We start from the raw sequence: 788 nt of genomic DNA, 5'->3' as shown, positions 1-788 counted from the left end.
CAGCAAGTTGGCCGTTTCTGTCGCGATACGTGTTTCTGCTATAGAGTCTGATGTAAAGCCTGACTCCAAGTCAGTTTTTTGCAAGTTATTGCTATTATCTGTCAAGTCATCAAATGCATCAATTGGAGCGCTAATAGATGCTAAATCAGCCGATGATATCGAAGGCAATATACAAACTTCACTCAAATGCGGCAAGCGCTCAAAAATAAGTGGCAAGTAATTTACTGCCAAGCCCTGATATTGTGACTGTCGTAATAAAGCAGTATATTCATCTTGATATAAAATTATCTGCTGAGCGGCCCCCTCTTCAGGAATTGGCAACAGTAAAAAGTCCGGCAGTAGCGCGTTGATACTTAGGCCGACTAAAGCTGCGCTTTGTTGCCATGACTCTATATTGTTTTCAGCCAGCGCATAAATGTGATGTGCATGCGTATCGCCAATCTGCCTAATTGCCAATTGCTCAACTGGAGTTAAAGAAGCTTCTTCAAATAAGTACTGCTTACCTGTGTTACCAAGCTGTTTTAGCTGGGCTGCATTTAGCTTCGTATCGACTTGCAACAGATAGCTGGAGGGAAAATAAAGACAAAGTGATGGAGCACTGTTTTTGTTATTACCATAAATATCATACAGCTGTTGCCAGCCGGTCACAGACTGCCATTCTTTTGTATCAGCGTGCCAAACTGCTAACGGACTATGCTGCGATCTTATCCAAACATGTAACACCAAGCGTGTCCTTACTTAACTTATGAGATAAATTATTAAAATAAAACCAACCATCAGACATTTCA

1 protein-coding gene is annotated in these 788 nt (G+C 41.2%); it reads right to left on the bottom strand.

All coding sequences use genetic code 11. The annotated features are described in order from the left end of the window. Nucleotides 1-723: type II secretion system protein GspL (locus tag ACS8FD_RS19325; RefSeq protein WP_439277052.1), on the bottom strand; the 723-nt coding region annotated here is incomplete at its 3' end. Nucleotides 724-788 lie beyond the last annotated feature (65 nt).

This window comes from Psychrobacter sp. 1U2 (genome assembly GCF_051847575.1).
Note: the sequence above shows the minus strand (reverse complement) of the source record. Positions and strands in the feature narration are given on the sequence as shown.